At 58.2% G+C, this 25,321-nt stretch carries 21 protein-coding genes; 10 read left to right on the top strand and 11 right to left on the bottom strand.

Annotated elements, in window-relative coordinates:
• Positions 1-15: 15 nt before the first annotated feature.
• Entirely contained in the window at positions 16-1,578 is a 1,563-nt protein-coding gene (locus JHC09_RS10705; protein ID WP_199531924.1) for a cisplatin damage response ATP-dependent DNA ligase, read from the bottom strand.
• A complete protein-coding gene (locus JHC09_RS10710) occupies positions 1,575-2,576 on the bottom strand; it encodes a ligase-associated DNA damage response exonuclease (RefSeq protein ID WP_199531925.1) in 1,002 nt (333 codons plus the stop codon). Before JHC09_RS10710 ends, JHC09_RS10705 begins: the two co-directional genes overlap by 4 nt.
• Before the next feature lie 91 nt (positions 2,577-2,667).
• Here JHC09_RS10710 and JHC09_RS10715 point away from each other — a divergent pair, with 91 nt between their 5' ends.
• Positions 2,668-3,681 carry an alpha/beta hydrolase-fold protein gene (locus JHC09_RS10715; protein ID WP_199531926.1) on the top strand — a complete coding sequence of 338 codons (1,014 nt, stop codon included), beginning with the start codon at positions 2,668-2,670 and terminating at the stop codon, positions 3,679-3,681.
• A gap of 80 nt (positions 3,682-3,761) precedes the next feature.
• On the opposite strand, the gene JHC09_RS10720 is transcribed toward JHC09_RS10715, so the two are convergent.
• The gene (locus JHC09_RS10720) at positions 3,762-6,668 is read right to left on the bottom strand and encodes an insulinase family protein (RefSeq protein ID WP_199531927.1); all 2,907 of its coding nucleotides are present in this window, start codon (positions 6,666-6,668) and stop codon (positions 3,762-3,764) included.
• A gap of 190 nt (positions 6,669-6,858) precedes the next feature.
• On the opposite strand from JHC09_RS10720, the gene JHC09_RS10725 reads away from it, so the two are divergent.
• Genes JHC09_RS10725 through JHC09_RS10735 form a run of 3 tightly spaced genes read left to right on the top strand, consistent with a single transcriptional unit; the run spans position 6,859 to position 7,897 of the window.
• Positions 6,859-7,131, top strand: a complete 273-nt coding sequence (locus JHC09_RS10725; RefSeq protein ID WP_169195286.1) for a BrnT family toxin — start codon at positions 6,859-6,861, stop codon at positions 7,129-7,131.
• Positions 7,097-7,372, top strand: coding sequence for a BrnA antitoxin family protein (locus JHC09_RS10730; RefSeq protein ID WP_199531928.1), 276 nt, complete (start codon positions 7,097-7,099; stop codon positions 7,370-7,372). Before JHC09_RS10725 ends, JHC09_RS10730 begins: the two co-directional genes overlap by 35 nt.
• A 12-nt stretch (positions 7,373-7,384) precedes the next feature.
• On the top strand, positions 7,385-7,897 hold the full coding sequence (locus tag JHC09_RS10735; RefSeq protein ID WP_199531929.1) for a hypothetical protein: 513 nt from the start codon (positions 7,385-7,387) through the stop codon (positions 7,895-7,897).
• 11 nt (positions 7,898-7,908) lie between these two features.
• On the opposite strand, the gene JHC09_RS10740 is transcribed toward JHC09_RS10735, so the two are convergent.
• The 4 genes from JHC09_RS10740 to JHC09_RS10755 form a co-directional block, all read right to left on the bottom strand.
• Positions 7,909-8,883, bottom strand: coding sequence for an aldo/keto reductase (locus JHC09_RS10740; protein WP_199531930.1), 975 nt, complete (start codon positions 8,881-8,883; stop codon positions 7,909-7,911).
• Between the two features lie 89 nt (positions 8,884-8,972).
• On the bottom strand, positions 8,973-9,650 hold the full coding sequence (locus JHC09_RS10745) for a GntR family transcriptional regulator (protein ID WP_199531931.1): 678 nt from the start codon (positions 9,648-9,650) through the stop codon (positions 8,973-8,975).
• Between the two features lie 107 nt (positions 9,651-9,757).
• Positions 9,758-11,059, bottom strand: a complete 1,302-nt coding sequence (locus tag JHC09_RS10750) for a Gfo/Idh/MocA family oxidoreductase (protein WP_169195282.1) — start codon at positions 11,057-11,059, stop codon at positions 9,758-9,760.
• A gap of 223 nt (positions 11,060-11,282) precedes the next feature.
• Positions 11,283-11,798 carry a heme-binding beta-barrel domain-containing protein gene (locus JHC09_RS10755; RefSeq protein ID WP_182394393.1) on the bottom strand — a complete coding sequence of 172 codons (516 nt, stop codon included), beginning with the start codon at positions 11,796-11,798 and terminating at the stop codon, positions 11,283-11,285.
• Between the two features lie 192 nt (positions 11,799-11,990).
• Here JHC09_RS10755 and JHC09_RS10760 point away from each other — a divergent pair, with 192 nt between their 5' ends.
• The 3 genes from JHC09_RS10760 (at position 11,991) to JHC09_RS10770 (ending at position 16,907) form a co-directional block, all read left to right on the top strand.
• The gene (locus JHC09_RS10760; protein ID WP_199531932.1) at positions 11,991-12,692 is read left to right on the top strand and encodes an ABC transporter ATP-binding protein; all 702 of its coding nucleotides are present in this window, start codon (positions 11,991-11,993) and stop codon (positions 12,690-12,692) included.
• Positions 12,692-15,235, top strand: a complete 2,544-nt coding sequence (locus JHC09_RS10765) for an FtsX-like permease family protein (RefSeq protein ID WP_199531933.1) — start codon at positions 12,692-12,694, stop codon at positions 15,233-15,235. The genes JHC09_RS10760 and JHC09_RS10765 overlap by 1 nt, the downstream gene beginning before the upstream one ends.
• 142 nt (positions 15,236-15,377) lie before the next feature.
• Positions 15,378-16,907 carry an ATP-binding protein gene (locus JHC09_RS10770; protein ID WP_182394396.1) on the top strand — a complete coding sequence of 510 codons (1,530 nt, stop codon included), beginning with the start codon at positions 15,378-15,380 and terminating at the stop codon, positions 16,905-16,907.
• Between the two features lie 109 nt (positions 16,908-17,016).
• Here the strand turns inward: JHC09_RS10770 and JHC09_RS10775 are convergent, their stop codons facing one another.
• On the bottom strand, positions 17,017-17,880 hold the full coding sequence (locus JHC09_RS10775) for an aldose 1-epimerase family protein (RefSeq protein WP_199531977.1): 864 nt from the start codon (positions 17,878-17,880) through the stop codon (positions 17,017-17,019).
• Positions 17,881-18,033: 153 nt separating this feature from the next.
• Here JHC09_RS10775 and hrpB point away from each other — a divergent pair, with 153 nt between their 5' ends.
• Together hrpB and JHC09_RS17070 are read left to right on the top strand one after the other, a co-directional pair.
• Positions 18,034-20,481, top strand: a complete 2,448-nt coding sequence (gene hrpB, locus JHC09_RS10780; RefSeq protein ID WP_199531978.1) for an ATP-dependent helicase HrpB — start codon at positions 18,034-18,036, stop codon at positions 20,479-20,481.
• Between the two features lie 142 nt (positions 20,482-20,623).
• Complete coding sequence (locus JHC09_RS17070) at positions 20,624-20,758, top strand: hypothetical protein (protein ID WP_282567601.1); 135 nt, start codon at positions 20,624-20,626, stop codon at positions 20,756-20,758.
• Between the two features lie 59 nt (positions 20,759-20,817).
• Here JHC09_RS17070 and JHC09_RS10785 read toward each other — a convergent pair whose 3' ends face one another.
• A complete protein-coding gene (locus tag JHC09_RS10785) occupies positions 20,818-21,654 on the bottom strand; it encodes a MipA/OmpV family protein (RefSeq protein ID WP_199531934.1) in 837 nt (278 codons plus the stop codon).
• A 228-nt stretch (positions 21,655-21,882) separates the two neighbouring features.
• On the bottom strand, positions 21,883-22,290 hold the full coding sequence (gene msrB / locus JHC09_RS10790) for a peptide-methionine (R)-S-oxide reductase MsrB (protein ID WP_199531935.1): 408 nt from the start codon (positions 22,288-22,290) through the stop codon (positions 21,883-21,885).
• 107 nt (positions 22,291-22,397) lie between these two features.
• Here msrB and JHC09_RS10795 point away from each other — a divergent pair, with 107 nt between their 5' ends.
• On the top strand, positions 22,398-23,012 hold the full coding sequence (locus tag JHC09_RS10795; protein ID WP_199531936.1) for a pyridoxamine 5'-phosphate oxidase family protein: 615 nt from the start codon (positions 22,398-22,400) through the stop codon (positions 23,010-23,012).
• A 2-nt stretch (positions 23,013-23,014) separates the two neighbouring features.
• Here JHC09_RS10795 and JHC09_RS10800 read toward each other — a convergent pair whose 3' ends face one another.
• Positions 23,015-24,961 carry a PAS domain-containing sensor histidine kinase gene (locus JHC09_RS10800; RefSeq protein ID WP_199531937.1) on the bottom strand — a complete coding sequence of 649 codons (1,947 nt, stop codon included), beginning with the start codon at positions 24,959-24,961 and terminating at the stop codon, positions 23,015-23,017.
• Positions 24,962-25,321 lie beyond the last annotated feature (360 nt).

A 25,321-nucleotide genomic window follows, 5' to 3' on the forward strand; every position in this document is an offset into this window, starting at 1 on the left:
CGATCTTCATCCCGCTCATAAGAATGCGTCCATATCTTCAAGCTTATTCGCCTCTTGCGCAGGCTTGTCCCATCGAATGCGGCTGATGCGCGGAAAACGTAGGGCGACGCCAGATTTGTGCCGTGTCGAGCGTTGCGCACTGTCAAACGCCACCTCAAACACAAGCTCTTTTTTGACCTCACGCACGGGCCCAAACGCCGCCGTTGTATTGGCGCGGATCCACTTATCAAGCTGTTTCAACTCTTCATCAGTGAAACCAAAATAGGCTTTTCCGATTGGCACAATCTCATTGCCCTTCCACACGCCAAATGTGTAGTCGGAGTAATAGGAGCTCCGCTTGCCATGCCCGCGCTGGGCATACATCAGCACGGCATCGACCACATTAGGGTCGCGCTTCCACTTGAACCAATACCCCTTTGGCCGCCCCGGCACATAGGGCGAGCTTTTGAGTTTGATCATCACTCCTTCGTGCCCATGCTCATCTGCTCCCATGCGGCGGAGCTTGGCCAATTCCTCCCAATCGGCAAAGTCCAGAACCGGCGATAGATCAAGCCGCGTCTGCGGATTGCGCGCGAACCAAGCCTCAAGTCGTGCTCGTCGCTTCCGCCAAGGGAGGGCCCGAATGTCCTCATCGCCATCAAACAGCATGTCGTAGACACGCACAAAGCCCGGCAGCTCCGCCATCTGCTTGCTCGTAGCCACCTTCCGGTTCAGCCGCTGCTGCAGATCGTTAAAGCTTCCCGGCTCAAAACTCTTGCCGACCAGCAACTCCCCATCGAGCACCGCCCGCCCCCGAGCAGCCTCCACCACATCAGGAAAGCTTCCCGCGATATCGTCCCCTGTGCGCGAAAACAGCGAACTGCTGTCGCCGTTCAGCACCAACTGAACTCTGATACCGTCCCATTTCCACTCAGCCGAGTGGTCGCTGGGGTCGAGTTTTTCAAAATCGTTGAGCTCTATCGGCGTCGACAGCATCAACGGATGAAACCGCGCTGTGTGATCAATGTCGGGCCTCTCGGCCTTGCCCTCTAGCCACGCAAAGAGATTGACATAAGGCGGTTTGAGCCCATGCCAGACCTCTTCAATCTCTTGCAGTGGCACTCCGCTCATCTCCGCCAGCGCCGTTTTGGCCAGCCGTGCCGAAACGCCAATCCGCAGCGCGCCCGTCGCCAGCTTCACCAAGGCCCAGCGTTCATGGATTGCAGCATTGGTCAGCAAATCGCCAATCACCTTGGGCAATTCGGCTTTGCTCGTCTGATTGAGAATATCGACCACCGCGCTCACGCTCGGCAGCACACCGGTGCCGTGGTGTGGCCAGATCAGCGCAATGGTCTCGCCCAGATCGCCAACATAATCGTAGGAAAGCGCAAAGAGGGTTTCATCGACCTCCGCCAACACCGTCTGCCGCAGCAATTGCGGCTTCACATTGCGGATGTCCAATTCGCCGGTCAGAACTGCCAACGCCAGCCCCCGGTCTGGGTCGGGTACCTCAGCAAAATACTGTGCCAGTGCCGCAATCTTTCGCGTGCGCGATGGCGTCAGTGCCAAGAGATCGAGCAGATCCGCGAAACGCTTCATTCCGCGCCCTCCCCGCCGTCGTCATCAAGGCCAGGCAGCGCCAGCGGCTCAGCATCAAGCCCCTGCTTCTTGCACCAATAAACCAGCGCATCCTCGCGCCCATGCGTCACCCAAATGGTTGAAGCACCACTATCGTGGATGGACTGGTTCAACTCGCCCCAATCGCAATGGTCAGAGATAATCAGCGGTAGTTCAACCAGGGCCTGTCTCGCCCGCTGTTTGACACTCATCCAACCGGAAGCCTGACACACCACCGGGTCGGGGAAGCGGCGGCTCCACTTATCCCGAATAGCCGAAGGGGGCGCGATGACGATCTGCCCGGCCATTTCTGCCTTGCTCGTCCCGGTCGCCGGAATGAGGTTTCCCAGCGGCACGCCCAACTGCTCATAAAGCTCGCACAGCCTAATCATTGCGCCATGCAAATAGATGGGCTTGTCCCAGCCCGCATCGCGCAACAGCGCGATCACCCGCTGTGCTTTGCCCAATGCATATGACCCCACCAAATGGCAGCGCTCTGGCTGATCCTGCACCGACTTTAAGAGCCGCGCGATCTCGGTCTGCGGCTTGGGATGCTGAAACACAGGCAAGCCAAACGTCGCCTCGGTGACCATCAGATCACAGGCCACCGGCTCAAACGCTTCCGCTGTCCGATCCGGCAAACGCTTATAGTCCCCGGTCACCACTGCCCTTTGGCCTTGGGCTTCAATAAGAACCTGCGCGGAGCCCAAAATGTGCCCCGCCGGATAAAGGCTCACCACCGCGTCGTTGATTGTGAGTTTTTCGCCAAAATCGAGCCCTTGGAAAGTGTCCGCGCAATCCACGCCATACCGCACCTTCATGATCTCGATGGTTTTTGGCGTCGCCAACACCGCCCCATGCCCCGATCGCGCATGGTCGGCATGGCCGTGGGTGATCACCGCACGCGGACGTGGCACGCTCGGATCAATCCAAGCATCGATGGAGGGGACGTAAAGATCTCGGTTTAAGATATGACCCATAGTCCCCTAACGCTCGCCCGCGTGACAGGTTCAACCACTTGCCTTGTCTTCGCGTTGGCCTAAAACCATACCGCAACACAAGGAGCCCGACATGCGTCGCAGCAAGCACCCACAAGGCACAGTCCATCGTCTGATCGTTGAGAGCAAGGCGCTCATCGGCAACCGTTTGGGTGATGACACCGCGCGCATTGTCGACGTCTACGTCCCGCACGGCCATGACGGCAAAGATCTACCGCTTCTGGTCGACCTTGTTGGCTACACGGCCGGAGGTCCTGCCCACACAGCCTGGAAAGCCTTCTCCGAAAACGTCCCCGAACGCCTTGACCGCCTGATCGGCGAAGGCACCCTCGCCCCGGTCGTTGTTGCCTTCCCCGATTGTTACTCACGCCTCGGTGGCAACCAATATGTAAATTCGCCCGTCGTCGGCAATTACGAGGATTTCCTCATCGGTGAAATGTTGCCAGCGGTTGAGCAAAAATTCGGCTGCGGCGGCACCGGACGTCGTGGGGTTTTCGGAAAATCCTCAGGCGGCTTCGGCGCCCATATTCACGCCATGCGTCATCCTGATGTGTGGTCCGCTGCCGCCAGCCATTCTGGCGACGCCGGCTTTGACCTTCTCTATCTCGGTGAATTCCCCAACACCCTGCGCGCGCTCGCCAAGACCGAAAATTCCATTGAGCAGTGGCTCACCGCTTTTGAAAGCAAGGTGAAAATCGACGGCAAGGACACGCTGACGCTCATGATCCTTGCGCAAGCCGCAAGCTTTGATCCCGATCCAAGCGAGGAGACCTTCCTCGGTCTGCGTCTGCCGGTGACGTATGACACCTGCGACATCATCGAAGAACGCTGGGCCAATTGGCTCAAGTGGGACCCTGCAGAAATGGTCAAAACCCACGCGCAGGAGCTCTCAAAGCTCAAAGCCTTCTATTTCGACTGCGGCACCGAGGACCAGTACAACATCCTCTATGGCTCCCGCCGCATCCAGAAGATCCTGAGCGAGCGTGGCATTGAGCACCGCTATGAGGAATTCCCCGACAACCACTCAGGCGTCGACTACCGCATGGACATTAGCCTGCCCTACCTCGTCGACGCTCTGAACAAATAGTCTGGGCCCTGCCCGCCATTGCGAACGCGAAGCCGTCTCCCTCCCATTGCGGGGAGGGATTAAGGGCGGGGTAACGAGCCTCAAACCACCTTCTGGACCGTCAGCAGACCATCGCGCTCTGCATTGGCCGCGGTGATCGCAGCCTCCCCGCCGAGCACAACGATACGGCCCTTTTCGGCCACGGCTTCAACAGCCGCTGCCATGGCCTCAAAATCTGCCGCTGACGTTGCCAGAACTTCGTCTCGGCGCTGCTGACGCACCGCGTCCGTCGTGCCGTTCAGAATCCGCCACATCGCCGAATAGCCCTTCGCATCCGCAAACTCCGGACGATCCAGATCGCCGATCACCCCGATGATCGAGCGTGTCAGATCCTGCTCGCCAATACCCGCGCGCAACGCCTTCGCCGCGCCGTCATAAGCCTCAAGCGTTTTGAGCAAGTTCGGATCGCGATAGGAGAGGAACGAGAAATTGCCGGACGACAGGTCAAACCGGCTCGACCCACCATAGGCCCCGCCCTGCACACGCACCTTATCCCAAAGGTAAGTGGTGTTGAGATGACGCAGAACGACCGACGCCGAAGCCGTCAACTCGATGCCCAGCGCCTTCAAATTTGCGCCCTTACCGACATAATTCACCTGTGCCGGAATGATGAGCCCTTCATGCGCCGCAAAGCTCGACTGCCGCCATGTCGCGCGTTCAAATTTACCGCCCGGCAGTTTGCCGACGAATTGGCCCAACTCGCTCTTGGCGCGATCCAACAGGTCCGCGTCCGCGGTCAGGTTGATCACCATCGCCCCGCGGTTGAAGAGCTTTTCGCGAATGCTCACCAGTACCGCTTCAACACTGGCCCAATCGCTATCGATGCGCTCAATCAGCCCCTTGAGAAACTCGTGATAGCTGACCCCGCTCATCTGCTCGGCCACCCAGCTCGCCTCGGTCAGCGCCGCCTTGATACGGGTGTCGACAATGCCATTGCCACCGGGCACCAGACGCGCCTCAAAGCCCGCCTTTTCTTCCAGCGCCATCTGGCGGAAACGTTCTTTGTTTGACAGGCGTGCGTCGAGCAGGACATCGCCCATAATGTCGAGCATATCGCCAAACTTATCAGCCACCGCCTTGCCCGAAAGGAAGAACCAGGCTGCTGTCTGCCCATCTTCAGAGCGCGTCGCCAATGCGCGATGCTGGGCAACGCCCCCTGTTGTTCTGCCAATCCGCTGCGTCAGCGAGACGAAGTCTTCCTTGCTCGTCCCGGTCTGCAGCAACGCGCGACCAAAAAGCGGCATATAGGGCAGCTGCTCACTGTCGAGCACAGTCACATCAAACCCGACATCGAGATACAAAATCCCGATCGTCGCGAGGTCATGATAAAAGAAGCGTGCGGCGTCGATCGCGCTTTCACCCGTCGGGATGGTGCGGATATCGCGTTCCAGATCATCGCGGCTTAGCGTCGGGATCTTTGCCAAATCCTCGGGTTTGTCGACCGCCTCCTGCAGCGCCTTCAGCCGTTCGGTGCGCGCGACAACACGCTGGATCGCCTCATCGTCCAAACCGGCGCGAACAGCGGCAAGCTTGTCGACTTCTGCCTGCGCTTCGCGTGCGCCCTGCTCTGGATCAGCCTCAAGCGTCGAGGTCACCCGATGCGGGTTATCAAAGAAAAGACGCCGAATTTCATTTTTGAAATGCTCGCCCTTCGCCTTGGCCTTAACCGACGCAAGCGCCTCCTCAAACGAAAGCTGGGCCAGCGGATCGCCACCATGCAGCCAGGGGCCCATAGCGGTGAACATGTAACTCATGCCGCGTGGGGTAGAGCCCGTATTGTTTTCGCGCAGGTTGAACTCGAACATATTGATCGCAGCATCAATCTGCTCATCCGAAAACCCGGTTTCAGCAAGGTCTCGCAAGGTCTCTAGAATAAGCGCTTCGACCTTTTCGGCATTGGATGGGTCAATTCCCTTGAGGCCCACGCCCGCCATTGGTTGGCGCAAGTAGGTCGAAATACCACCGCCCAAAACACCTTCACCAAGGCCAGATTCATTGAGCTTCTTGCGCAGCGGCGCAGCCGAATTGCCAGCGAGCAAATAGCTTAGCATGCCGTGGCTCAGCGTTTCCTCACGCCCCTCGGGCTCATCGAGCATCCAATTGACGGACACCATCCCGTCACGACGCTTTTCGCTGTCGATCGTGCCCGCATAAGTGCCCGAAACCGCGCGCGGCGCATTCCACCGCGGCTGCAGCTTCACCTCCGCATCAACAGCGATACGGTCAAACTGGTCAAAATAGGCATCCAGAATGTCGAGGCGCTTTTCCGGCGCATCATCACCAGAGAACACCACACGTGCATTGGACGGGTGGTAATAGGTTTCGTGGAAGCGCTTAAACTGCGCATAGGTCAAATCAGGAATGACCGTAGGGTCGCCCCCCGAGCTTTTGCCATAAGTGGTGTCCGGATAGAGCGCGTTTTGGCTCTGGGTATGCATCACCGAGTCCGGCGACGAATAAACGCCCTTCATCTCATTGAAGACCACACCCTTATAAACCAGCGGTGCATCAGCACTATCCAGCTCATAGTGCCAGCCTTCCTGCTCGAAAGTGTCTTCCGAAATGATCGGGAACAAAACCGCGTCGAGATACACATCCACGAGGTTGTAAAAATCTTTGAGGTTCTGGCTGGCGACCGGATAAGCGGTCTTATCCGGATAGGTCATGGCATTGAGGAAGGTATGCATGGAGCCCTTGAGCAGCTCCACAAACGGCTTCTTCACCGGGTACTTTCGGCTCCCGCACAGCACCGAATGCTCAAGAATATGAGCAATGCCAGTCGCGTCTTCCGGCGGGGTTTTGAAGGTAATGCCGAAAACCTTGTTTTCGTCGTCATTTATGAGGCTAAGCACCTCTGCGCCGGTTTTTTTATGCCGATAGAGCCGCGCCTGAGAATTGATCTCGGCAATAGCTTCATCACGAACCAGTTCGAACGCAGGATGGGACATAAATCACGCCTTCAGCAAATTTCTGACACTTAACCTAGGTGTCGCAACACTGATCCGCTAGAGGCACAAAGCACTCACTTGAAAAGTGTACACTTTTGGTGTACAAGAAAGTGGTAGGCCACTTCCGGACTACAAAGGAGAGAGACAATGCCCCGCATAATCTGCATTAACTTTCAGATAGGATCCTCCTTTGGAACTCGAGTGGAACGAAGATAAGCGACTTTCGAATCTAGAGAAACATGGCGTCGACTTTCTTGATGCCGCGCTCATTTTTGAGGGCATCACACATTCGACCCCTGACAGAAGAAATGACTACGGAGAAATACGTTTTCGCACCATCGGGTACGCTGACGGGATTTGTTTTGTTGTCATTCACACACAGCGTAACGGTGTAACCAGGCTAATTTCGGCTTGGAAAGGTAGCAAACGTGACAGAACAACTTATGAGGCGAGCGACACTTGAAGAATTAAGAGCGATGAAAGATCGCGGGGAGTTCTACGACTCGTCAAACGCCCCAGAAGGCCCCGAACTTGGCGACGAGTTTTGGAAGAACGCAGTCTTAAACGAACCAGTGACTCCAACATCAGTTCACCTCAAGCTTGACCCGGAAGTGTTTGAGTTCTTCAAACAGCAAGGCAAAGGTCACATAACGCGGATGCAGAATGTGCTGGCCGCTTATGTAAAAGCCCAAAAATCACGCTGAGAAAGTCGGACTATGCGTTTTTGCTTTGCTGTGCTTGCCGCGCTGATTGCACTGCCTGCCTCCGCTCAAGACGTGCCGGACCCAGCCTATCAAGTCGATCGTTCGTCCCCCCAAGCTGTCGTGCAATCACTTTATAACGCCATCAATCGCGAAGAATATCTGCGCGCCTGGTCATACTATGGCGCCAACTCTCACGCTCAGTCGAACGACACTGCCGCGTCAGCAGATTACGAAGCCTTCAAGGCCGGTTACAAAGAGACAAAAGCCGTTACCCTTCTGACAGGCGAACCGACCGACGAGGGGGCAGCGGGCTCGAGCTATTACTATCTGCCCGTCGCCATTGACGCCCAAAATCACGATGGCACGAGGGCGCAGTTCGCAGGCTGTTTCACACTCAAGCTCGCCCTGCCAACCAATCAGGACGCTCCTCCTTACGCTCCAATGCATATCGAAGAGGGTAAGCTGGAGGCGGTCGAGAGCAAGGCGCTCGACGCCGTGCTCCCCACCGATTGTACGCCTGAATAACCGTGGCGGGGTCAGACCCCGCCTCTGATCTCCGGCTTCACTGTTTTCTCATACCATTCCCCCAATTGCTTGGAGAGGGCTGGGAATAGGCTACGCTGCTCGCTGGCGGCAACATTGTCTGCGATTTGTTCTGGCTTGGACACACCCGCAATCACCGTCGACACCTGCGGATGATCCAAAATCCATCGCAGCGCAAATTGGCTCATCGGCATGCCTTCGGGCGCAAGCCCCTTCAATTCCGCAACAAGCTCGACGCCGCGATCAAAGGGGATGCCGGAGAAAGTTTCGCCCACCGAAAAAGCCTCACCATCCCGATTGTAATTGCGATGGTCGCTCGCCTCAAAGACCGAGGTTTTATCAAACTTGCCGGTGAGGAGGCCGCTCGCTAGCGGCAGTCGGACAATTATGCCAACATCCTTTTCGGCCGCTTTGGGCAATAATCGCGTCGCCGCGTCCTGACGCAACAGATTGAAGATGATTTGGAGTGTAGCGCAGCCTGGCTGCTCTAAGCACAGAAGAGCTTCCTCAATCGTCTCAACACTGGCGCCCCAGTGGCGCACAAGCCCCTCATCCCGAAGCTCATCCATCCAGCGGAAGATCGCCCCGTCGCGCAGAACACTGGTCGGCACACAATGAAGCTGCGCCAGATCAAGCGTCGAAACGCCGAGGCGCTGCGCTGACCCGAGAAGACTTTGGCGCACCCCCTCTTTGGTGTAGCGATTGGGAAAGAGTGTGCTGGATCGCCCAACCTTGGTGACGACTTTAACGGCACCGGACTTCGGGAAAGCCCCAATCCGGCTTTCGCTCAGCCCGCCGCCATAAACGTCCGCAGTGTCCAAAAAATTGATACCCGCATTGACCGCAGCATCAAGGATGGCTTTGGCGGTGTCGTCACCAACGGGACCGAAATCGCCCCCCAGCTGCCAGCAGCCGAGACCAATTTCACTCACCTCGTAGCCCGTCCGCCCCAAACGCCGTGTCTTCATGTCCTGCCCCTTATTTTGGGTCAGGCTATCGCCCACCCACAGAAGGGACAAGACAAAGACACGCGCTCAGTTCCCGGAAGAGCTAACGCTTATTCGAAAAATTCTGGATATTCAGAAATCGTCTGGTCGAGCAGAGCTTCTGCACGGCCCAAATGCGCGCGCATCGCTTCTTCGGATGCCGCCGCATCGCCACGCGCTACCGCGTCAACAATGGCCTTATGTTCGGCAATCGCGCGGTCCTTCGAGCTCAGATCGAGCGTCAAATAGCGCACGCGGTCGAGCTGCATCTTGTGGTCATCAACCATCTGCCAAGCGTATTCCACGCCCGCCATGCGCGCCAAACTACGGTGAAACAGCTCGTCGAGAAGGTGGAACTGCAGCGTGTCGTCCTTAGCCGCCGCGGCTTCCTGATCAACGATGATCGCATCAAGAATGGACTTGGCTTCGCCATTGCCTTCCGCCACGACGCGGCGAATGGTTTCGACCTCGATGCTTTCGCGAATGAAGCGGCTCTGACGCACACCATCGGGCGAAATCTTCTTCACCACGGTCGCCCGCTTAGGGCGGATCAGCAGCAGGCCCTGTTGGGACAGTCGGATAAAGGCTTCGCGCACCGGCTGGCGGGACACGCCATACTTGGTGGCAATATCGCTTTCCGAAATGGCATCGCCGGGCTTGAGAACGAGCGTCACGATTTCATCGCGCAGGGCCTGCACAAGGCGCATGGCCATGGTCTGTTCACTGACGCTGTCTATTTCTACACCCATATCTCTGGCCATCCTTTTGCCAACTGGTATCCCAAATCCCCCCGGAAATGAAAAGCACCCCGCGCAGGTCGGAGTGCTGAGTTTTGAGCGCTGTTGCTCATTTCCATCTAAAGGGAAATGCCCGCGTCTCGTAACATCTGGTCGATGTCTATTCTTGCGCCGCTTTCCGCAATGGAGCGGTTTGCCGCAATGCCCGTCAGAATAGACCAAGCGCCAGCCGTATGGTCAGACGCTCTGCCATACTTATCTTCCTCCATCCCATTGGGATTAAACAAGTATCCAAGCATAATCGGGTCCGCGCCGCCGTGACTGCCCTTGCCTGTCCAAACGTCAAGCTTTTTGGGGAGTTCCCCGGCAAGATGCAATTCAGTGGTCATTTGTTCCACTTCATCGCCCCCGCGCTCGCGGTGCCCACCGGCGAAAACACCATGCACTTCGATGTGTCTATGGGTTAGTTCGCCCTTCGTGCCGTGAAATTTCACCTCGAGCCCTTCCCAAGGGGAATAAGCCACAAGCGTATAATTGAGCGAGGTACCGTTCTGATACTGCGCTTGCACCTGCATAGTATCTTCAATGGTGATGTCGTCGGCAAAGACGCATTTATCGCGCCAGTAGCCGTCATCATCCTCCGCATCGAGATAAAGTTCCTTCAGCGGTTCATCGGCCTCAAGGTCCATCTTGAACGCACACTTGTCCGCCACCGGGCAGGTGTGGCAACGCTCGCCATGATCCGCCAATCCGAGCTTTACGGCCATTTCCGGGGTGTAGAAATCACGCTTGCCGATGGCTGAAACGCTCTTAGGCGTCGACGCCGCCCACCAATTGAGCAGGTCAAAGTGGTGCGTGCTTTTATGCACGAGTAGGCCACCCGACTTATCCTTATAGCGGTGCCAGCGCCGGAAATAATCGGCCCCATGCACCCGGTCGAGATACCAACGGAAGTCGATGGCGGTAATATCGCCAATCGTGCCGCTCATCAGAATTTCTTTGAGCTGCGTCCGCGCCGGCGAGTAACGATAGTTAAAGGTCACCGTGACCTTCTTTCCCGTCTCCCGCTGCGCATCCAAAATCCGCTTCAGCCGTGCCATATCAATGGTCATCGGCTTTTCCGTCATCACATTGCGGCCAGCACGCAGCGACCGCACGATGTATTCGTCATGCAGATAATCCGGCACGGTCACAACCACCGTATCTGGGTCCTGTTCGCCCAGCATGCGGTCGAAATCTTCCGCCAGATACGTGGCGATACCATTGCCACCGCGATTGGGAACCTTGGACGCCGATAGCGCTAAACGGCTCTGGTTATTGTCGCACAGCGCCACGAGCTCCGCCGTATCAGCATGTGTTTCGGCAATCGCTTCGCGGAACATCTGGTGTCGGCCACCCGTGCCAACAATTGCATATTTCATCTGAGAACTGTCGATCTTGTAGGAGGGGCCTGAACCAATTGGTTCGCTCTTCCATACAAGATTGAGCAAGACCATCGCGCTGTCAACGCCTTACCGCACCAACACTAAAGAAATTGAGGTACGGCTCCTCATTTCCCCGTTTTTGCGGCGCATCTCATGGCCACAAAAACAAAAAGCGGGACCACCAGGCCCCGCTTCCCACAAACATAAGTTAACCGAAAGGTTACTTCGCGAACGGCACCGACGCCTTCAACACTTCACCTGAATCGTTGAACTCCACCTCGAAATCGACGGTGATCGTTTCCCCGATCAAATTGATTTTCGAGCCAATGCGCACATCGCTCCCGGCGCGGTCCTTCTGCTTTTCTTGCAGATCGAACGAAATCCGATCCCCGCTTTGGCGGCCGATGGCGAGGCCGGTAAAACCAGCATTCGAGCTCATCGCGGCTTCATACTGCTTGCCCGCAGCATTGTAGGCGATGGTACCGCTAATCGAGAGCGTCGCGTTCACCAGCGTGCAACGCCCGGTATAGTTGACTTTCAGCTGTACGCCCTGCGCCACCGACAAGCGGCAACGGAAGGGTTCATTTCTGCCACCTCCGGTCAGCGCCCCCTCGCCGCGCCAATCGCCGAGATAGCTCTGCAGCTTCTCTAATTCCGGCTGCGCCAGCGCAGGAGCCGTAAACGGCGTCAGCATGGTCAGCGCCACAAAGGAAGTCCGCAGCCAAGTCTTAAGCATGAATAGCCTCGTCAAAATCGATCTAAGCTTCGCAGTTAGCTCTTAATTATGTCTGCCAGCCGACGCAAATTCACGCCAGTGGGAAATTTTACGTGTGACTTGCTTTGTTACCGATTGCCAACCTCTCTCGTCTACAAGAGTTCCAAAAGTGTCACAGACACGATTCTGAGTTTATTAGGGGGAAGGCCCGGCATGTCCGAAGCCGCGATCATCGACGCACAAAATGTTGACTACACTCTCGACGTCGCCGGACGTCCACTCAACATCCTGCGCAAGGTTTCCCTGCAAGTAAAACCGGCTGAAGTGGTTGCCATCGTCGGCCCATCGGGCTCGGGCAAAACCTCAATGCTCATGCTTCTGGCGGGCCTCGAAAAGGCCACCGGCGGCAGTGTCACCGTCAATGGCACCGACCTCGGCAAGCTCAACGAAGACGAACTGGCAAAATTCCGCCGCAACACCGTCGGCATTGTCTTCCAGAGCTTCCACCTCATCCCCTCGCTAACCGCGCTCGACAATGTCGGCATGGCGCTCGAAATCGCCGATGAAAAGCTCTCCATGGCTCAGGTGCGCGAGCAGGCCGCCAAGGCTCTCGCCGCCGTCGGCCTACAAGATCGGCTCGACCACCGTCCCTCGGCCATGTCGGGTGGCGAACAACAACGCGTTGGCCTTGCCCGCGCCACTGTCGCCAACCCGCCGCTTCTTCTCGCCGATGAGCCAACCGGCAATCTCGATCAAAAAACCGGCGCCGTTGTCGTCGATTTGATGTTCGATCTGGCCCGCAAGAACCGCACCGCCGTTGTCCTTATCACCCACGACCCTGCCCTCGCTGCCAAGGCTGACCGCGTCTACACCATGACCGCGGGTGAGCTTATCGAAACCACGGCAGCACGCTGATGGGACGGATTTGGCCGGCCATCCGTATTGGCCTTCTCGACATGCGCGGCGATCTGCGCCGCTTCCTATTGCTCGTCGTCTGCCTTGCCGTCGGCACCGCGCTGATCTCCGGCGTAAACTCTGTCGGCACCAGCATCAGCCACGCCATTGATGAAGGCGCTGCCGAGATCATGGGCGGCGACATCGAGCTCTCCCGCGCCGACCGCCCGGCCACGGCGGCAGAAGTGGCGGAAATGGAAAAGCTCGGGCAAGTCGTCTACGTCGTCGACACCAATCTGCGCGCCGAGAGTTTTGACGGCGAAGCCTTCGCCGACGTCACCGCCGTCGATCACGGCTACCCAATGTTTGGCTCTATCGTCAGCCCGCACTTGCCCGCAGGCGAAGACATCAACGAGCTTCTCAAGCGCCAAGACAATGCCTATGGCGCCCTCATTGACCCAGTGCTTCTCGACCAGCTCAATCTCGCCCCCGGCGATATTATGGGCATTGGCGGCACGCAGTTTTCCGTGCGCGGCACCCTCACCCGCATCCCTGATGCAGCGGTCCGCGGCTTCCGCTTGGGCATTCCCGTCCTCATCACTGTCGATGGTTTTAACCGCATCTCCGACCGCACCTCCCCCCTCCCGGGCCTTGGCTCTTGGTATCGCTATAAGGTCAAGCTGACCTCGGGCGACATCGACGCCGGTCTTGCCACCGCCACTGAGCAGTTTTCCGATTTCGGCTGGACTGTCCGCTCTGCCCGCGATGGGCTGGGTCAAATGGTGCGCTACTATGATCTCTTCATGCGCTTCCTTGTCATCGTCGGCCTTGGCTCCCTCCTTATTGGTGGGGTCAGCGTCTGGACCGGCATGCGCTCATATATTTCCGAGCGCTCGAGCGTAATTGCTGTCATGCGTTCCATTGGTGCTGGCCGCTCGCGCGTGTTCCTGCACTTTTTCTCTCAGGTCGCAGCGCTTGCCATTGTCGGGGTGCTGATCGGGCTCGTCGTTGGTGGCGGCATCGCTTGGTTGCTCCTGCCCTCCATTTCGGGCGCGGTCGGCATATCGCTGACGCCAGCCATCTACCCCCAGCCCCTGCTGGTTGCCGCCGGGGCTGGTCTCGTCACAGCCTTCGCCTTTGCCTATCTGCCGCTGCAGCAAGCCCAGGCGATCCGCCCGGTGCTTCTGTTCCGCTCGAAGGGCCTTGATGCACCACCGGTTGATTGGAAAGCCTTGCTGCTCTCGCCGCAGGTGGTGCCACTGCTGCTCGCCATACTCGCCTTCTTTTTCCTGGCGTGGCTGATGACCAATGACATTGCGCTCGTGCTCGCCTTTGGCGCTGCCAGCGCCATCGCGGCAATCCTGTTCCAGGGCTTCATCCGCCTAGTGCAATGGGGCCTCTCAAAGCTTCCAGAACGCGGGCCGCGCATCATCCGCCATGCCCTGCGGTCGATCTCCGCCGCCGGTCAAAATGCCGCCGCGGTCGCCGTTTCTGCCGGCATGGCCCTCGCCATGCTCATCGTCGTCCTCGTCATGCAGGCGAACCTACAGCGCGAGTTCTTGGGCGCATCGGCCTTCGATGCTCCAACGCTTGTTGGCTCAGACCTCTTCCCCGACGAAATCGAAGATCTCGAAGCCCTTGCCGAGGAACGCGGCATCGGCCGCTTCGTCGCCACGCCAATGCTGCGCGGCGCGCTCACCCAGATCAAGGGAACGGCCGCCGATCAGATCCGCACGCGCGGTCCTGAGGCCAGCTTCCTGCTGTCCGGCGAAGTCCCTCTCACCTATCGCGAGGAGATGCCGTCGAGCTCTCGCCTCGTCGCTGGCAATTGGTGGCCCGAAGACTATGCAGGCGAACCGCTCGTTAGCCTCCACCAAAGCCTGCGCAATGGTTTGGGCGTCGACATTGGCGACACCCTCACCTTCGAAATCTTTGGCGAGCCCGTCACGGCCACCATTGCCAACTTCCGTGACTACTCTTGGCAAGGCGGCATCGACTTCCTCGCCTCCTTCGCACCCGGCGTTCTGGAAGCCTATCCAACCACGCTCTTTGCCTCGGTCACGGCTAACCCCGGCCAAGAGGAAGCCATCACGCGCCTCCTCGCCGCTGAGCTTCCCGACATTCGCTTCATCTCCGTGGGCGATACGCTCAAGCAGGTGACCGACGCGCTTGGTCAGCTGTCTTTTGCTGCGACACTTGTCGGGGGTCTTGCCGTCGGCAATGGCCTGCTGGTGCTTGTGGGCTCCCTCTCCACGGGTCGCCGTCAGCGCGAAGCCGATACGGTGATCACCAAGGTTCTGGGCGCGACGCGCTTCGACCTTTTGGCAACCGCATTCCTCCAATACTTCCTGCTGGCCCTCCTTGCGGCAATCCCAGCCGTGATCTTGGGCTTGCTGGTTGGTCGCGTCGTTTCTGGCCTGATGTTGGAGGTAGAGTTCACCTATCGTCCCGACGTCATTGCCATCGTCATCGGCCTCGCCATTTCCATCACCGCGCTCTTGGGCGCGATGACAATATTGCGCGCAGCCACAGCGCGTCCCGCCCGCCTTCTCCGCGACCTTTAAACAGGTCGCGGGCCCTGCGGTAACATTGCGCGTCTGGGCGAGACGAATCGGACTAGTGATGTGCTAACAGTCACCTCACCTAAGCCGTCACAATGCGTTCGCCCGTTCCGCTGGAGTGCGAGCGCATTCCGCTGGAGAAGCAATGCAGGTCGCAATCGACATGGGACAGGCGCGGGGCCAAGGCTCCGCCGCAATGGATCTGGAAGAGCTGCTCGCCACCCGTCTACTGGTGCAGGGCAATTCTGGCTCGGGCAAATCGCATCTTTTGCGCCGTTTGCTCGAACAATCCGCCCCGTGGGTTCAACAATGCATCATTGATCCGGAAGGGGACTTCGTCACCCTTTCGGACAAGTTCGGCCATTTGGTTGTCGATGCCACCCGCACCGAAGCGGAACTGACCCGTATCGCCAACCGCGTGCGCCAGCACCGCGTCTCCGTCGTGCTCAATCTCGAAGGTCTCGACGCAGAGCAGCAAATGCGCGCTGCCGCTGCCTTCCTTGGCGGCATGTTCGATGCCGACCGTGACTACTGGTATCCTGTGCTCGTCGTTGTTGACGAAGCCCAGCTCTTTGCGCCCGCAGCCGCTGGCGAAGTCTCCGACGAAGCGCGCAAACTCTCCCTTGGCGCCATGACCAACCTTATGTGCCGTGGCCGTAAGCGCGGCCTCGCAGGCGTCATCGCCACCCAGCGTCTGGCTAAGCTGGCCAAGAACGTGGCTGCGGAAGCGTCCAACTTCCTCATGGGCCGTACCTTCCTCGACATCGACATGGCGCGCGCCGCCGACCTTTTGGGCATGGATCGCCGTCAGGCCGAGCAGTTCCGCGATCTTCAGCGCGGCCACTTCGTCGCCCTCGGCCCAGCCATTTCGCGCCGCCCGCTGCCGATCGTTATTGGCGCGGTCGAAACCTCGGCCCGTTCCACATCGCCTAAGCTGACCCCACTCCCAGATGCGCCGGTCGATGCAGCGGACCTGATCTTCACCCACGATCCAGACGAGATCACCCGTCCAATCGTGCGCCGTCCGCCTCCGCCACCACCGCCATCAACCAACGAATTGCTGGCGCAGGTCGCTGAAAAGCGCGCGAAGGCAAAGGCGGAAGCAGAAGCCGATCAACCACCACCAACGCTCTTCCCTGAAATCGATCAGGCCGAGCGAGATGAATTGATCAAGGCCGTCATGGAAGAACTGATGGGCGATCCGGATGCGGGTTTCCGCACCAATGCTCAACTCTATCAGGACTTTTTGGTTCGCTGCCGCATTCGTCGCGTTCCCGGCGAGCCTCCGGCCCTGCCGCAATTCAAGCGCATGCTCAACGTCGCTCGCGTTGCCCCCGAAGAAGATGTGGCCAAGTCCGAGGGCTGGCAGCAAGCTCTTGATCTCTCGGAAACCCTTACCGACGACGTACAGGGCGTTTTCCTCGTACTCGCACAAGCGGCTTTGACCAGCCAACCTTGCCCGTCCGACGCAACCCTCGCGCGCCTATACGGCACACACTCGGCCTCACGCGCGCGCCGTCTGCTCACATGGTTTGAAGAACGCGGATTGATCGTCCTGCGCACGGATTTCCGCAATCAGCGCATTGTCGCCTTCCCAGACCTCGGCGCAGAAACCCTGCCCGGCGATCCCGCAGGCCCCGACGCCCTCGCTGACCACCGCCCGGCTGCCGAGTAAAACTCAACACGCGGCGCTCAGGTCAGCCCCCGAGAGCTCTATACCGAGCACCAAAACTATAGCCCCGGCGCCCCTCCCCCTATCTGGGGGAGGCCGGGTGGGGGCTAACTTACCCCCTTACCTCAGCTTCAAACGCAAAACTCGCGCTGTCGCCCGCTTCGAGACAATACGTATACGGCCGATCCGCCAACTCGTCGCTCATCCCCTGAGCCGCTGCCGTCCCGTGCCAGGGCTCGAGGCAGACAAACCCAGCGCCAGGCTTGGTCCACAGCGCAAAATTCGGCAGATTGGTCCACGAGAACCGCAAGCTCGGACCTTCGTCAGGACCATAAACAAGGGCCTCTCCCGCCCCTTCCATGAAGACCATGGCATCGTCAACAAACTGGCTATGATCGAGGGTCAACTCCCCGTCCACGAACGGAGACGGCAAAACCTCTTCATTGAACACACCGCCCGACAAGCGCTTCATCCCCGGCGCGTTCTGGTTCTCCAGACGGATCTTGTGCGCGCCACTTGCGCCCGGCAGCGGCCAGGCAAATGCGGGGTGGAAACCGACACCAAACGGCATGGGCTTATCACCAAGGTTGACCACCGTTGCCGTCACAATCACTGAGCGTCCCACAAGGCGATGCTCAATATCGAGTTGGAAATCGAACGGATACATTTGCAGCGTCGCATCTGACGCGCTCAGGCGATAGGTGCACCGGCTCGCCTCTTCCAGCACCAGCTCGAACGCACATCGCCGCGCGAAGCCGTGCTGTCCCATCTGAAAGCGCTCGCCATCTATCTGCAGACTATCGTTGATCGCCTTGCCGACAATGGGAAACAGAATGGGCGAACGACCCGTCCAGAAATTGGCATCGCCCTGCCACATCCAGTTCCGCCCATCCCGCGTTTGCAGCGACTGCATCTCTGCCCCAAGCGCAGCCACATCGACGGTGAGCTCATCATTGGCGATACGGGTGAGCTGCATAGCGATCTCCGGCAGTTTTGTGTCGGACCGGAACTTATCTCTCATGGTTCCGCCCCTGTAGACGCTTCGACCCAAATTCGTTCGATCCGACATAATAATCGGTAAAAATCCGGAGTACTTGCTCCAAAGCCACGGCACGGTTATCCCGTGGGCATGAATTGGCCCCATCTGCCCATCGACGCCATACTTCCGGCCCTCTCTGAGGCCCTTAAATGCCAGCAAGGTGCCATAGTTGTGGCCCAACCCGGCGCGGGTAAAACCACGCGCGTACCACTGGCCCTCCTCGATGCCGATTGGCGCAAAGATGGCAAGATCATCCTCCTTGAACCCCGCCGCCTCGCAGCTCGCGCAGCCGCCCGGCAAATGGCCAAGCTCTTGGGAGAAGACGTTGGCCAAACAGTGGGTTATCGCGTCCGCATGGAATCCAAGGTCTCTGCCAAGACCCGAATTGAAGTGGTCACCGAGGGTGTTTTCACCCGCATGATCTTGGACGATCCAGAACTGTCCGGCGTCGCTGCCGTGCTGTTCGACGAGTTCCACGAACGCAGCCTTGATGCCGACCTCGGCCTTGCCCTAGCGCTCGACGCCCGCGCCCTTCGCGATGATCTAAAAATCGTCGTCATGTCCGCGACCATCGACAGCGCCGGCATTTCAGTTCTGCTCGACAATGCGCAAGTCCTTGATAGTCCCGGCAGAACCTTCCCGGTCGAAACATTTTATGCGGAGCCCGATCCGCTGCAACGGCTTGAAGATCAGGTCACCTCCGCCGTCCTCAAAGCCATGCGCGAGCATGAAGGCTCAGCCTTGGTTTTCTTGCCCGGGCAAGGCGAGATCACCCGCACCGCCGAGCGTCTCGCGCAGCGCCTTCCGGCCAATGTCGATCTCGCGCCGCTCTATGGCCAGCTCACGCCTGCCGAACAAGATCGCGCCATCCAGCCCGCCCCGGAAGGCCGCCGCAAGATCGTTCTTGCCACCTCTATCGCCGAGACTTCCCTGACAATTGAAGGGATTAGGATTGTCGTCGACAGCGGCTTCCGCCGTGTTCCCGTCTACGAACCCTCGACCGGGCTGACGACACTTGCAACCAAACGCGTCTCTCGCGCTGGCGCTGACCAGCGCCGTGGCCGCGCTGGTCGTACCAGCCCCGGCGTTTGCATCCGCCTTTGGAACGAAGGCCAGACAGCAGCGCTCGAAGCCTTTGACACACCTGAGATTTTGGCGGCAGATCTGTCTAATCTGCTGCTCGACTTGGCCGCTTGGGGTGTTACCGATCCGAAGGCATTGGCCTTCCTCGATCCGCCCCCTGCCCCCGCATGGGCGGAAGCCAAGGCTCTGCTCACGCGCCTTGACGCTATCGACCAAACAGGACAATTGACGAGCGCAGGCAAAGCCCTAGCCAAACTTACTCTCCACCCTCGGCTTGCGCATATGATTGTCGCCGGAGCAGAAGCGGGCGACGCCAAAACTGCAGCCGAACTCGCCGTTCTCATTGGTGAGCGTGGCCTTGGTGGCGACGATACCGATCTCGCCCGCCGTCTCGAGCGCTTCCGCTCCGAACGCGGCAAACGCGCTGATGACGCGCGAGCGCTCGCTCAACGCTGGGCCAAGCAGACTGGCAGTGCCCGATCCGGCGAGCCTCTAGCCGCTGGCTATCATCTCGCCAACGCCTTCCCTGACAGGGTCGCGCAGCCCGCTGGCGCGCGCGGACGCTTCCGCCTCGCCAATGGCCGCCAAGCCCAACTCGACGAAGCCCATGCCCTTGCAGGGGCGCCCTTTCTCGTCGTCGCCGACATCACCGGCAGTGCCACCCAAGGCCGCATTCGCTCAGCCGCCGCGCTCAGCGCAGATGAGCTCGACCAACTCTTTGGCGCGCATATAAAATCTGAAACCACTCTGACATTTGACACGCAAACCGGCTCCGTCCGCGCCCGCCGCCAGCGCCGCCTCGACGCCCTAATACTTGCCGATGACACCGCGCCAGTCACTGACCATGAAGCCGCCGCGCAGCTTCTGGCCGAAGCGGCGCTAAAGCGCCCAGAAAACCTTCCCTGGTCCAGAGACCAAAAGGCCATCCGAGCCCGCGCAACCTATTTGCATCAAACACTTGGCGGCGATTGGCCTGATCTGTCTGACACCGCTTTAACGCAAGATCCTGCTTGGCTCGCCCCCCATCTTTTCGGCGAAACCAAACTAGCTGCAATCACTGCCGAACACATGGGCGCAGCCCTTGATGGCCTGCTCCCGTGGTCAGCGCGGCAAGACATTGACCGCCTTCTGCCCAGCCACTACTCAGCGCCTTCAGGCAGTAACTTACCGATTGACTATGCTGCGGAAAATGGCCCAGCCCTCGAAGTACGCGTGCAGGAACTCTTCGGACTTGACCGCCACCCCTCTGTCGCCAATGGCAAAATCCCGCTGCTGCTGATCCTGCTGTCCCCGGCTCATCGCCCGATCCAAACGACGCGCGATCTGCCCGGCTTCTGGCGAGGCTCATGGAAAGACGTGGCAAAAGACTTAAAGGGCCGCTATCCGCGTCACCCTTGGCCCGAAGACCCCATTGCAGCCCCAGCAACCAGCCGCGCCAAGCCCCGCGGCACTTAGGGCAGATCTGCCCGCACAGAGGTTCATTCTTTCAGGGTAGACGCAAATCAGCTAGCTAAGATGGACAACGCATTTGGGGGGCAATACATTGGCTTGGCGCGATAAACCAAAAACGCAACGTTTCAGCGATATCGGAGCGATAGTGGGCGTCGTAATTGCCGTGATCGCCACGCAATTCGTGTTCCATATCCCCGAGTTCTGGATGCGTGTGGCCCTCTATGTCGTCGGCCTGGGGCTCGGTCGCTTTATCGGCACGAAGATCGCCGAACGCAGCTAACACCCACTCGTATCAGCTCTAAAGCGTGAGCCGGGGGCATGGCCTGCCCCCGGGTAGACTTAGTAGTTGAACGAAAAGCGACGTGAAATACCGACGCCCGCAGTAAAGGCAGAGTCGCTGCCCGACTGGACGATTGGCGAGTTTTCGGCGCCGCCCACGATACGTGAATAGGACCCTTCAAGATTAAGGAAGGTGTCGGCGACGAACTCATACTTCACAGCAGCTTTTACGCCGACCGACCTGATCCCACCTTGCGGATCGAACGCGGCCAAACGCCCGCCCGTCGACGCAGATTCTGCAGCGCTGACGCCGTAATATCGGTCCATATAGTTTTCGCTGGCGAAGTTCACGACAGGCCCAGCAACAAGGGTCAGCTCGGGCGTCAGCCGCGCCGTCATATCGAGACCCACTTCCCCGACAAAGCCTTGCGCGCCGCCGAAAGCATAGCGAGCAGCCACATAAGGCTGGACGCTGACAGCTTCGTTCAAGCCGATTTCATAGCCAATTCGACCACCGAGGGCGTAGGTCGTGTCGACATTGTTTAGGCCAGCCAATGGTGCGAAATCGACGCTTTTGCGTTCACGCACGACGCTAATGGACGGAGCGATCTTCAGTCCATCGGTCGCGCCAGCACCACCAATGTCGATCACGCCGGGAATATTGAGGCGTTCGAGATTGATGAGGGGAATGATCGTACCGGTGTAGGTGGAAGCACCCTCATAGGCTGGCACCGCACCCGCACCGAGGCCGAGTTCAACGATAAGATCTGGCCGGGTTTCCGCTTGGGAGTAACTCAGCTGAGCTTGATCGAGCTGGCCAAAATTCTGGGCAAGGGCGACACTCGGAAGCAGCGTGCTAACAGCAACTGCACCGAGAATATATTTGGGATGACGCAATACAAACTCCGTAACATGACGAAACGCGAAACCGCCCGCGCCTTCGTTAAGAGCAGAGCGTCGAAGTCTGGCCAACGCCTTCCTTCAGCATGTGTTGCCTACACTGCTGTATGACACACCCTGCGCTCATCCCTTGTAGCGATCGAACCTTTCAACTCACTTACGCATGCCTGTGTGCGTTAGATCTCTCGGCAGAGCAAAACTCTGCCGAGAACATGTTCAAAGGGCTTATTCCGCACTCGGCTCGAAGTTCAGCGCGATCCCATTGATGCAGTAGCGCAGGCCCGTTGGAGGCGGTCCATCAGGGAAAACATGCCCGAGATGGCTCCCGCAAGTCGCGCAATGCACCTCGGTACGAACCATGCCATGCGAGCGGTCAACTGTACTCGCTACAGCTCCGGGTAGAGGGTCGTTAAAACTTGGCCAACCCGTGCCACTTTCAAACTTCAGCGTCGCGCCAAACAGCGGCGTGTCACAGCCTGCACAGGAAAAAACACCCTGACGCTTCTCATGCAACAAGGCGCAAGAGCCCGGACGCTCGGTACCGTGCTGGCGCATAATATAATATTGCTCGGGTGTCAGGCGCTCCTGCCATTCCTGATCAGTACGCGTCACCTTGTAAGTATGGCCATTCATGGCTTTACTCCTTCAATCACCCTTGTTCGCCTCAAGGATATAGTTAGTCTAAGCGCCTATTCCCACCACCTTGTTCCATCAAGTCTGGCCGAGAACGCGGAGGCGCTATGACTGTGATTTCCTCAATCGCTGAACTCGAGGCGCTCTATCAACCAGCGCCAGCCCCAGCCTCCCTGGTGAAGGTCAGCCCCACCGTCACACCGGAATACGCCCGCCTCATCGAAGCCAGCCCCTTTGTGGCACTCGCGACGTCTGGCCCCGAAGGCCTCGACTGCTCGCCCCGTGGCGACAAACCGGGTTTCATTCGGATTCATGACAGCAGCACGCTGATGATGCCGGATCGCCGGGGCAATAACCGTATCGACAGCCTGCGAAATATCGTGCGGGATCCCCGCTGTGCGCTTCTTTTTCTCATTCCGGGCTCCGGCACCACATTGCGGGCCAATGGCCGGGCGCATCTTTCGGCAGACCCCGCCTTACTCGCAAGCTTCGCCATCGAGGAAAAAGCACCGCGGACCGTCGTCGTGTTGCAGATTGAGGAAATTTACTTCCAGTGCGCCCGCGCCATCATGCGCTCGGAGCTATGGAACCCGGATCATCACGTCGATCCCAAAGATCTTCCCTCTGCGGGACAAATGTTAGCCGCGATCACAGCCAATGCCGTCGGCGGCGAGAGCTATGATAAATCTTGGCCTCAACGGGCCAAAGAGACGCTCTGGTGAAATCAGGCTGCGGGAGCCTCTGTTAGGGTCGAAATCAGCTTCTGGAGCTCGCCTTGTGTAAATGGCTTGGCCAAGCGCGGCAGGTTCATCCGTCGCGCCTGCTCAATATCGGCATAGCCACTGGCTAAAGCGACGGGAAGCTCTGGGTACTGCTTGATAATTTCTTCAGCCAGCGCCACCCCAGTCATGCGCGGCATGGCGTGATCCGTGATAACGAGATCAATGTCTTGGTTCGCTTCGAGCAAGGCCAGAGCCTCCGCACCAGAATGCGCCTCAACGACCTTATGACCCAGTTCCTCGAGCATGAGAGAGGTGTTGAGCAAAACCAGCGCATCATCATCAACCGCTAGGACTTTGAGCTGGGTTTTAGCAATGCGCGGTGTCAGGGCATCAGGTTTGATCACTTCAGCCACCGGCTCAGTCTCGGCGGCGAGTGCTTCAAGCCAAAGCTCGACCCTCGTCCCTTCCCCTTTTACGCTGTAGATCGACATCATGCCGCCGGACTGCTCAGCGATCCCCTGAACCATCGGCAGTCCCAAGCCAGTGCCTTTTCCGACCCCTTTAGTGGTGAAGAACGGTTCACGAGCATGTGCGAGCGTTTCTTCGTCCATGCCTTCGCCAGTGTCCTCAACCGACAGGCAAACATACTTGCCGGGCTTGAGTTTCACATGGCCGGGAGCGATGTCGTGCTCCGCTGCCGAAAACCGAAGCGTGCCCCCGTTGGGCATTGCATCGCGCGCATTGACGGCTAGGTTCAGCAGCGCGGCATCCAAATGATTGGGATCTGTGCTGACCTTGGGCAGGCTAATCGGAAAGCGCGTTTCCACCATCACCGAGTGCCCGAGCGTGCGGCTCAAGAGTTCACCCATTCCCCGCACCACTTCAGCAAGGTCAACAGGACGATTCTCCAAGTCCTGTTTGCGGGCAAAAGCCAACATGCGTTTGGTCAATTGGGCGCCACGTTGGGCGGCTTGATAGGCGTTGTCGATGAGGCGACTATTGCGGTCATCAGCGGGCAATCGCCTCTTCAGCACTTCAAGGCTGCCCATCACCACCATCAATAGGTTATTGAAGTCATGTGCGACGCCACCCGTCAGCTGGCCAATAGCCTCCAACTTTTGGGTTTGGAACAATTCTTCACGGGCTTGCTCGAGACTTTCCTGCTGCTTGATCCGATCGGTGATATCACGAACGATCTTAGCAAAACCAACCAGCAGGCCATTGCTGTCGCGGATAGCATCAATCGCAATGCTGGCCCAAAAAACCGTCCCATCCTTGCGAACGCGTTGCGCTTCATCGTGGAAGTGGCCTTTGGTGGCGGCAATCTCAAGCGCTCTCTGAGGCAAGCCCGCAGCTCGAGCCTCGCTCGGGAAAAACGCAGAAAAATGCGTGCCGATTATCTCTTCGGCCGTATAGCCGTTGATCCGCTCCGCACCCTTGTTCCAGCTTTCAACACGACCCTCCAAGCTCAGCATGGAAATCGCATAGTCTGAAACATTCATAACCAGAGTGCGAAATCCGTCTTCGGTGCCGAGTGGATGCACGTCAGAGCTGTCAAATTCGTCTATCGCACGGATCGTCACCCCATAGGCGGAATCGCTCTTATCTCGCCCCAGAAGTGCTTCAGCTGTGACGTGAACGGGCACCGGCGACGAGGTTCCACGACACAAAAACTCGGTGCTCTCAAATCGACCAGCTTCGCCTATGGCCTGCTGAATGCACATCATCAGACCAAGGGAATGAGAACTACTTTTAAACAAGCTATCGAGATGCCGACCAATGGCGTCGGTCGCCGACAAACCGCTGAGTAACGTAGCGCCACGATTCCACGAGGTTATCCGCCCCTCGTCATCAAGAGCGAAAATCGCATACTCGCTTATCGTGTCGACCAGAAACTTGAAGCGTTCGGTCTCACCCGGGCTTAGCAGCCGAGATGGATCATTGTGCATAGGCGAACGCTCTCCATCAATTCAGCAGATGAACTCATGCTCAGCGACTTGGTTCCGCGTTTGCATCGCTACTTTTGCGCCAGAGACAAGCAACGGTCGGACCGAGATCGACACACGCACTTTAGCCAACGCTTATTAATTAAAAATATGGACTGACAGTTGTATAGAGCGTTTCTATCCTTACTGAAAGCAAGTGACAAGCACTCCAATTTCATCAAATCAATAAATCACGAAACCAGCAAGCAATTCCGAAGTGTACATCCCACCCCGAGCCTCCTAAAGTTAACTTTCTGCAACAACACCCAACAAAAACAACACCAACTCCGAACCCCTCGGGGAAAATGCTAAAGGCGAACGATC

It is taken from the genome of Devosia sp. MC532 (assembly GCF_016461625.1).
Classification (GTDB): Bacteria; Pseudomonadota; Alphaproteobacteria; order Rhizobiales; family Devosiaceae; genus Devosia.